The 1,974-nt window shown below is 60.8% G+C and carries 1 protein-coding gene and 1 pseudogene; both read right to left on the bottom strand.

The genetic code is table 11. The features are described 5' to 3' along the window. The coding region (locus tag BSU04_RS21800; protein ID WP_306427211.1) for an Orn/Lys/Arg decarboxylase N-terminal domain-containing protein at positions 1-1,331 on the bottom strand (1,331 nt) is incomplete at its 3' end. 114 nt (positions 1,332-1,445) lie between these two features. After that, positions 1,446-1,974, bottom strand: a pseudogene (locus BSU04_RS21795) (amino acid decarboxylase); the annotation flags it as partial.

Below are 1,974 nucleotides of genomic sequence, written 5' to 3'. Positions count from 1 at the left end.
GCAACGTCGTTCGACGCAATGATCGCGTACTGCGGTGACGTCGACGCATGCATCATGAACGCCAGATTGAATCGCTCATGATCGATTGGCCGGCGCCCGTCGCGTACGTGAATGTAGGACGCCTGCGACAGCGCCGCCAGCAACTTGTGGGTCGACTGTGTCGCGAAAATCGTCGGGCCGTCCCCAGACGACTCGGCAGGGTTACCGTGCATCGCGAAGCGACCGGCGTAGAGCGGGTTGAACCGCGCGTAGCCGTACCACGCTTCGTCGAAATGGAGCCGATCCACGGACAGCCCGAGCAGCTGTACGACGCGCTCCACGTTATAGCAGAGGCCATCGTAGGTCGAATTCGTTATTACCGCGTGGAGCGGCTCTCGATTCATACCCTCCGTTACGAGCGCATTGGCTCCGATACGATCACGGACGGCGCCCGGCTCGAGATGCTGCGAGGGAATGGGTCCGATGAGGCCGAGGTAGTTACGCGAAGGCATTAAGTAAGTCGGGATCGCGCCGGAGAGAGTCATCGCGTGCTCAACCGACTTGTGACAGTTTCGGTCGCACAACGCGATTTGGTCGCGCGTCACGCTCGCCATCAGGATTACACGGTTCGAGGTGGACGAGCCGTTGGTGACGAAATACGTGCGATCCGCGCCGAACACGCGCGCAGCATTGCGCTCCGCTTCGCCGATCGGGCCCGAGTGGTCGAGAAGCGAACCCAGTTCGCCAACAGAAATCGACAGATCAGACCGAAACAATTCCTCGCCGAAAAATTCATAAAACGCACGCCCGGCCGGGTGTTTGAGAAAGGCCGTGCCGCCGCTGTGTCCCGGGGTGTGCCACGAATACTCATAGGTGCCGGCGAAGGTCGCTAACGCCTTGAACATCGGCGGCAGCAACGTATCTCGGTAGCGATCAATCGCGGCAGCAACGCGCCCACCGACGAAGTCGGGCGTATCCTCGAACAGCCAGATGTAGTCGTTGACAGCCTCGAGGGTCTCGGCCGGCACTTCCGCGAGTGAACCGCTCGCAGCAAGAAGGAACACAGGCAACCGTGCAGCGCGTCCACGCACGGCAGCGATGACGTTGCGTGCACTTTCATGCCCCGACATCCCCTCGAGCTCCCAATCGATCAGCACCGCTTGCAATAACGCATGAGTCGCGATCTGCGCTTGCGCTTCGCGCAGCGAAACGGCGTCGATGACACTGATGCCGCGCGCTTGCAGATCCCGGACCAACGCGGAAGTGGCGCGGCCTGCGGCGCTGACTGCATTCATTCCGTTATGGACCACCAGCACGCGACGATCGAACAGGATTCCCGGGACATCATGCATGAATGCTCCTTGTGCGTCGCACGGCGTGATGCGAACGCCGCCTTGTGGTCGGTCTCGGTGCGGTGGATGAAAACTTCACCAATCTGGAGACGCAGGTGTCGTCGTTCAACATGCCTATTCCTTCACAACGTAGGTATGGAGCACGACCTTCCCGTCGACATCGTCGGCGTAGACGCCCTGTACCTCAAACTCAAAGCCAGGAAAGCGGTTGAACGCCTCCTCGAAGACGAGAAAATAGTCGAGCATCGGTTGCGCCCGCTCGTCAAAACGCTCGCCGGGTACGACGATGCCGATGCCGGGCGGGTAGATGAGCGCGAGCACTGCCGCGATCCGCCCCTGACACTTCGCGAGCGGCAAGTAGTCGACGCGGTTGCCCACGAACGCCTCTGTGGCCTGCTGCACCGACATTGCCTGTTTCGGGAAGTGCTCGCTGCGAAAGCACAGGCGCTGCAGCTCCGTGACGTTGCGCTCGCGATAGAACTGGTGCATCTCATCGCACAGTCGCTGGAGCGTGTAGCCGCTATATCGCTCCGGGTAGCGCGCAAGCGTCGTCGGTAACACGTCCTCAAGAGGAGCGTCCGTGTCGTATAGCGTCTTGAACCCGACCAGATGGGAGATCAAGGAAGCACTCTTGCCAGGCTCG

The sequence above is a fragment of the Caballeronia sordidicola genome (assembly GCF_002220365.1).
Taxonomy (GTDB): domain Bacteria; phylum Pseudomonadota; class Gammaproteobacteria; order Burkholderiales; family Burkholderiaceae; genus Caballeronia; species Caballeronia sordidicola_C.
The sequence above is the reverse complement of the archived record's forward strand: the minus strand, read 5'-3'. Positions and strand labels throughout refer to the sequence as shown.